At 73.5% G+C, this 6,316-nt stretch carries 4 protein-coding genes; 2 read left to right on the top strand and 2 right to left on the bottom strand.

What is annotated here, in order from left to right; all coding sequences use genetic code 11:
• Positions 1-39 precede the first annotated feature (39 nt).
• On the bottom strand, positions 40-480 hold the full coding sequence (locus ACWENR_RS29020) for a carboxymuconolactone decarboxylase family protein (protein WP_452280134.1): 441 nt from the start codon (positions 478-480) through the stop codon (positions 40-42).
• 402 nt (positions 481-882) lie between these two features.
• Between ACWENR_RS29020 and ileS the strand changes: the two genes are divergently transcribed.
• Complete coding sequence (gene ileS / locus ACWENR_RS29015) at positions 883-4,074, top strand: isoleucine--tRNA ligase (protein WP_452280133.1); 3,192 nt, start codon at positions 883-885, stop codon at positions 4,072-4,074.
• A 159-nt stretch (positions 4,075-4,233) separates the two neighbouring features.
• Complete coding sequence (locus ACWENR_RS29010) at positions 4,234-4,929, top strand: lysophospholipid acyltransferase family protein (protein ID WP_091103974.1); 696 nt, start codon at positions 4,234-4,236, stop codon at positions 4,927-4,929.
• Between the two features lie 59 nt (positions 4,930-4,988).
• On the opposite strand, the gene ACWENR_RS29005 is transcribed toward ACWENR_RS29010, so the two are convergent.
• Positions 4,989-6,014, bottom strand: a complete 1,026-nt coding sequence (locus ACWENR_RS29005) for a hypothetical protein (RefSeq protein ID WP_452280135.1) — start codon at positions 6,012-6,014, stop codon at positions 4,989-4,991.
• Positions 6,015-6,316 lie beyond the last annotated feature (302 nt).

Here is a 6,316-nt window from a genome sequence, read left to right as displayed (position 1 = left end):
CGTCGAGCGCACCGGCCGCCTGCGCCGCCTCGACCGTGGTCACACGTCCAGCGGCGGCTGGGTCCGGCTGGTCACGGCGATCCGGTTCCACACGTTGATTGTGGCGATCGCGATCAGCAGGTCGGCGAGCTCCCGCTCCGACCACACCTTCGCCGCCGCGTCCCACACGTCGTCGGGCACGCCGTGCTCGCCGAGCCGGGTGACCGCGTCGGTGAGCGCCAGCGCCGTCCGCTCCCGCTCGTCGAAGAAGGGCGCCTCCCGCCAGGCGGAGACCGCGAAGAGCCGCCGGCTCGACTCGCCCTCGACCAGCGCGTCGCGGGTGTGCATGTCCACGCAGAACGCGCACCCGTTCAGCACCGACGCCCGGAGCTTCACCAGGTGGTAGACGGTGCGCTCGACGTTGGCGCGGGCGTACTTCTCCAGCCCCAGCACGGCCTGGAAACCCTGTGGCGCCGCCTCGGCCACGTTGATCCTGTGCATGACGACCTCCTCGGTCCGGTCGGTGTGTCGACTACCGGACGACGGATCGGCCGGGCCCGGGCGTGACAGTCGCGGACTGTGACGCCGGTCATGCCCGCCGGGCCGCCGGCACACCCCGTTACTCGGCGGCGGTCCCCACCCGAGGTCGGGTAACCTTGACGTTCGTAAGGCGATGACCCGGCCATCACCGGCGAGCCTCCGGAAGAACAGCCGGGTGACCGGCCCAGTAGAACCGGACGGGTCCGGCCCGTCACAGCCGGCCAACGAGCGGGCGGTCGATCCTGGCCGCCAAGCGGGGTGGTACCGCGGGCCCTGGCCCGGCGCGCCGGACGGCGTACCGGATCGGGGTTCGTCCTCGCAGACCCACACGACGAGTGAGCTGCGCGAGGAGAGCGACCCCCGATGGCCTATCCGTTGCACGACCCGACCGCCGCCGGCGTCCCGGCGAGCCCGGACCTGCCCGCGGTCGAACGCCGGGTCCTGGAGCACTGGACGGCCGACAAGACCTTCGAGGCCAGCGTCGAGGCAAGGCCGACCTCCGGTCGGCGAACGGAAACGACGGACTCCGCCGATGCCGGCGCCGCAGGCGACGCCGAAAACGAGTACGTCTTCTACGACGGCCCGCCGTTCGCCAACGGCCTGCCCCACTACGGCCACCTCTTCACCGGCTACGTCAAGGACGTGGTGCCGCGCTACCAGACGATGCGCGGGCGCCGGGTGGAGCGGCGCTTCGGCTGGGACTGCCACGGCCTGCCCGCCGAGGTGGTCGCCGAGAAGCAGCTCGGCATCACCAGCAAGGCGGAGATCCTCGACCTCGGCGTGGCCCGGTTCAACGAGGCGTGCCGCACCTCGGTGCTGGAGTTCACCCAGGACTGGGAGCGCTACGTCACCCGGCAGGCCCGCTGGGTCGACTTCGCCAACGACTACAAGACCCTCGACCTGGACTACATGGAAAGCGTCATGTGGGCCTTCAGGACCCTGCACGACAAGGGCCTGGTCTACGAGGGCTTCCGGGTGCTGGCGTACTGCTGGCGCTGCGAGACGCCGCTGTCGAACACCGAGACCCGGATGGACGACGTCTACCGGGACCGGCACGACCCGACGCTGTCGGTGTGGTTCGCGCTGGCCGCCGACGAGAGCGCGCCGGAGCTGGTGCGCGGGCCGGTGCGCCTCGGCGTCTGGACCACCACGCCGTGGACCCTGCCGTCCAACCTCGCCCTCGCCGTCGGCCCCGACATCGAGTACGCGGTGCTGGAGCGCGACGGCCAGCGCCACGTCGTCGGGGCGGCGCGGCTGGCCGCGTACGCCAAGGAGCTGGAGGGCTACGAGCAGGTCGGCACGGTCCTCGGCCGGGACCTGGTGGGGCGCCGCTACACCCCGCTGTTCGACTTCCTGGTCGAGCACGCCGGGGAGAACGCGTACCAGGTGCTCGGCGCGGAGTTCGTCACCACCGAGGACGGCACCGGGATCGTCCACCTCGCGCCGGCCTTCGGCGAGGACGACCAGAACGTCTGCAACGCCGCCGGCATCCCCACCGTGGTCACCGTCGACGACCACACCCGGTTCACCGCGCTGGTCCCGCCCTATCAGGGCGAGCAGGTCTTCGACGTCAACAAGCCGGTGATCCGGGAGCTCAAGGACCGGGGGGTGGTGCTCAAGCAGGACACCTACACCCACTCCTACCCGCACTGCTGGCGCTGCGACACCCCGCTGGTCTACAAGGCGGTGTCGTCGTGGTTCGTCGCGGTGACGCGGTTCAAGGACCGGATGGTCGAGCTGAACCAGCAGATCAACTGGACCCCCGGGCACATCAAGGACGGCTCGTTCGGCAAGTGGCTGGCCAACGCCCGCGACTGGTCGATCAGCCGCAACCGGTTCTGGGGCTCGCCGATCCCGGTGTGGAAGTCGGACGACCCGACCTACCCGCGGGTCGACGTCTACGGTTCGCTGGCGGAGATCGAGCGGGACTTCGGCGTACGCCTGACCGACCTGCACCGGCCGGCGGTGGACGAGCTGGTCCGCCCCAACCCGGACGACCCGACGGGCAAGTCGATGATGCGCCGGGTGCCGGAGGTGCTGGACTGCTGGTTCGAGTCCGGCTCGATGCCGTTCGCCCAGGTGCACTACCCGTTCGAGAACCGCGAGTGGTTCGAGCACCACTACCCGGGCGACTTCATCGTCGAGTACATCGGACAGACGCGCGGCTGGTTCTACACCATGCACGTGCTGGCCACCGCGCTGTTCGACCGGCCCGCGTTCCGCAACTGCCTCAGCCACGGCATCCTGCTCGGCTCCGACGGGCGCAAGATGTCCAAGAGCCTGCGCAACTACCCGGACGTCTACCACGTGTTCGACTCGTACGGCTCGGACGCGATGCGCTGGATGCTGATGTCCTCGCCGGTGCTGCGCGGCGGCGACATGGCGGTCACCGAGGCGGGCATCCGCGACGCCGTGCGGCAGGTGCTGCTGCCGCTGTGGAACGTCTGGTACTTCTTCTCGCTCTACGCCAACGCCGACGGGCACACGGCGAAGCGGCGCACCGACTCGACGCACCTGCTCGACCGGTACGTGCTGGCGAAGACCAACGAGCTGGTCTCCACCGTCGGCGCGCAGATGGACGCGTACGACATCTCGGGCGCCTGCGCCACCGTCCGGTCCTACCTGGACGCGCTGACCAACTGGTACGTGCGGCGCTCCCGGGACCGGTTCTGGTCCGGCGACGCCGACGCGTTCGACACGCTCTGGACCGTGCTGGAGACCCTGTGCCGGGTGGTGGCGCCGCTGGCGCCGCTGACCGCCGAGGAGATCTGGCGCGGGCTGACCGGCGAGCGCTCGGTGCACCTGACCGACTGGCCGGACGCGGCGCGGTTCCCGGCCGACCACGACCTGGTCGCGGCGATGGACGCCACCCGCGACGTCTGCTCGGCGGCGCTGTCGCTGCGCAAGGCCAAGGGGCTGCGGGTCCGGCTGCCTTTGGCGAAGCTCACCGTCGCCTCGCCGGCGGCGGAGCAGCTGCGGCCGTTCGCCGACCTCGTCGCCGACGAGGTGAACGTGAAGGCGGTGGAGGTCACCGGCGAGGTGTCCGCGTACTGCCAGCAGGTGCTGACCGTGGTGCCGCGCGCGCTCGGCCCGCGCGTCGGCAAGCAGGTCCAGCAGGTCATCAGGGCGGTCAAGGCGGGCGACTGGGAGCTGGTCGACGGCGCTCCCGTCGCCGCCGGGGTCACCCTCGCCGAGGGCGAGTACGAGCTGCGGCTGGTCGCGGCCGACGCCGAGCACTCCGCGCCGCTGCCCGGCGGGGAGGGCGTGGTCGTGCTGGACACCGAGGTCACCCCGGAGCTGGCGGCCGAGGGGCTGGCCCGCGACGTCGTCCGGGTGGTGCAGCAGGCCCGCCGGGACGCCGACCTGGACGTGTCGGACCGGATCGTGGTGGCGCTGTCGGCCTCCGAGCAGGTGCGCGCGGCGGTCGCCGGCTACACCGACTTCGTGGCCCGGGAGGTGCTCGCCGACACCGTCGACTTCGCCGACGGGGTGGAGGGCTTCACCGGAGAGGTCGGCGAGGGCGACCGGGTGACGGTCGTCGTCCGCCGGGTATGAGGAAGTGACGATGGTGGTGGTCCGGCGGCGCGCCGCCGGACCACCACCACCGCCGGCACGCCTGCCCAGCAGCCGGTCGGCCCGCCACCCCCGTATGACGGTGTGGATCCGTCCGCTACCGTGACAGCGCCCGCCCGCACACGATCCGCCGGAGGACCAGTGCCCCTGCTCTACACCATCGGCAAGCTCACCGTGGCGCCCGCGCTCCGGCTGGCCTTCCGCCCGACCGTGGAGGGGTTGGAGCACATTCCGGAGACCGGCGGCGCGATCTTCGCGGGCAACCACCTCTCGGTCGCCGACGAGCTCTTCCTCGGCACCGTGGTGCCCCGGCACCTGGCATTCTGGGCCAAGTCGGAATACTTCAAGGGCACCGGCCCGAAGGGCGCCTTCTCCAAGTTCGTGCTCACCGGCCTGGGAGCGATCCCGGTCGAGCGGGCCGGCGGCCGGGCGGCACTGTCCGCATTCGACGCCGCCATCCCGGTGCTCAAGGCCGGCGACCTCGTCGCCGTCTATCCCGAGGGGACGCGGTCGCCGGACGGCCGGCTCTACCGGGGGCGCACCGGCGCGGCCCGGCTGGCGGTCGCGGCCGGCGTGCCGGTCATCCCGGTCGGCATGCTGGGCACCGACAAGGCCCAGCCCATCGGCACCCGGGTGCCGCGCCCCGGCCGCGCCAAGATCACCGTACGGTTCGGCAAGCCGCTGGACTTCACCGGCCGGCCCGACGACCGCACCTCCCTGCGGGAGATGACCGACGAGATCATGGCCGAGATCCAGAAGCTCACCGGCCAGGAGTACGTCCCCCGCTACGCCCCGCCGCGCGCCCAGTCCACCGCCCCCGACGACCGTTCGGCCTGAGCCCACGCCACCACGCCGGTCCCGTGGCCGGCATCCGGCGGGCCGGCCCTGGTGGCGGCTCAGCCCTGCCCGGTGGTGACGATCTGCTCCCGTAGCCGGCCGAGCAGGGCGGCGCTGTCGTCGACGGAGAGCCGGGTGAAGACACCGGTGGCAATGCTGCCGTGGTCGACCGAGGTGCAGACGACCACGTCGGCGCCGTCGGCGCTGCCCACCGCGCAGCGCTCGTGCCGGCCGCGTACGCCGGTGTCGACCACCTGCGCCTCGCCGAGCGAGTACGGCCCGGTCAGCCGGGTGATCTCCTCCTCCGCGTCCGACTCCGGAGTGAACCGGAACCCGGTGCCGCCGAAGACCGTCACCCGCTTGCCGGCGGACGTGCCGTAGACGCCGGCGAAGGTGTCCTCGGCCAGCCAGTGCGCCTTGCGGACCTCCGACTCCAGTCGCTCGGCGGTCTCCTTGCTGCCCTGGTCGTCGCGGAGCCGCAGGTCCGCCACCTCGGCGGGGAGGGTGGCGTTGGCCGGGTACTGCGTCATCATCGGCGTCCCGTAGTAGACCGGGCAGCCGCAGCAGCAGAGCAGCGTGAGCAGCAGCATCCACGGCCAGCGGCGACGCTTGCGGACGGCCACCGGGACGTACCCCCCGGGGGCCTGGGGTCCGGGCGGCGGCGCGGCCGGCGGCGTCTTCGCGCGCCGCTGCCGGGGCGGCGCGGGCGGTGGGGGCGGGGGCGCCGCCCGCTGCGCCGGGAGGGGCGCCCGGGAGACCGGCGGCGAGACCGGCCGGGCTACCGGCGGGGCGTGGTGCGGTCGGGCGGGCGGGGGCGGCGCGGGCGGCTGGACGGCCGGCGCGGCCGGATAGGGCAGGGTCGGTGGCAGCGGAGGCAGCTCGGCCGGCGGCAGGTCCCAGCCGCCGGTGTCCACGCCGGCCCACGGGTCCACCGGGGTGCGGTGCTCGGGCGGCTCCGTCGGAAGCGGCGGCACGGGAGTGGGCTCGGCGGACTCGCCCCAGGCCCGCCTGCGCGGCGGCGGGGGAGGAACCGACGCGGAGCCGCTCCACCGGGGCGCGGGCGGCTGCTCGTCGGCGGGCAGCATCCGGGTGCCCTGCGGGCCGACCGCCGGGCCGTTCCCGGCGGGACCGTCGGGGGTGGGCGGGCGGGTGTCCCGTGGCCCGTCGGCCGGCGCATCCGTCGCCGGGCCGTCGGTGGGGAGCATCCGGGTGCCCTGCGGCCCGTCGGCCGGCGCATCCGTCGCCGGGCGGTCCGTGGGGAGCATCCGGGTGCCCTGCGGGCCGACCGCCGGGCGGTCGGCGACGGGACCGTCGGCGGGCAGCGGACGGGTGGCGCCGGACTCGGCGGCGTCTCCCGGTTCGGCGAGCCCCGCCGGCCCGGCGGGGC

It is taken from the genome of Micromonospora sp. NPDC004336, assembly GCF_053602615.1.
This window is presented reverse-complemented; position numbering and strand designations above follow the sequence as displayed.

Bases quoted from the DNA above. Each gene is read 5' to 3' on its own strand.
- ACWENR_RS29005 (WP_452280135.1), bottom strand. From the start codon at position 6,014: ATGCTGCCCGCCGACGAGCAGCCGCCCGCGCCCCGGTGGAGCGGCTCC.
- ileS (WP_452280133.1), top strand. From the start codon at position 883: ATGGCCTATCCGTTGCACGACCCGACCGCCGCCGGCGTCCCGGCGAGC.
- ACWENR_RS29020 (WP_452280134.1), bottom strand. From the start codon at position 480: ATGCACAGGATCAACGTGGCCGAGGCGGCGCCACAGGGTTTCCAGGCC.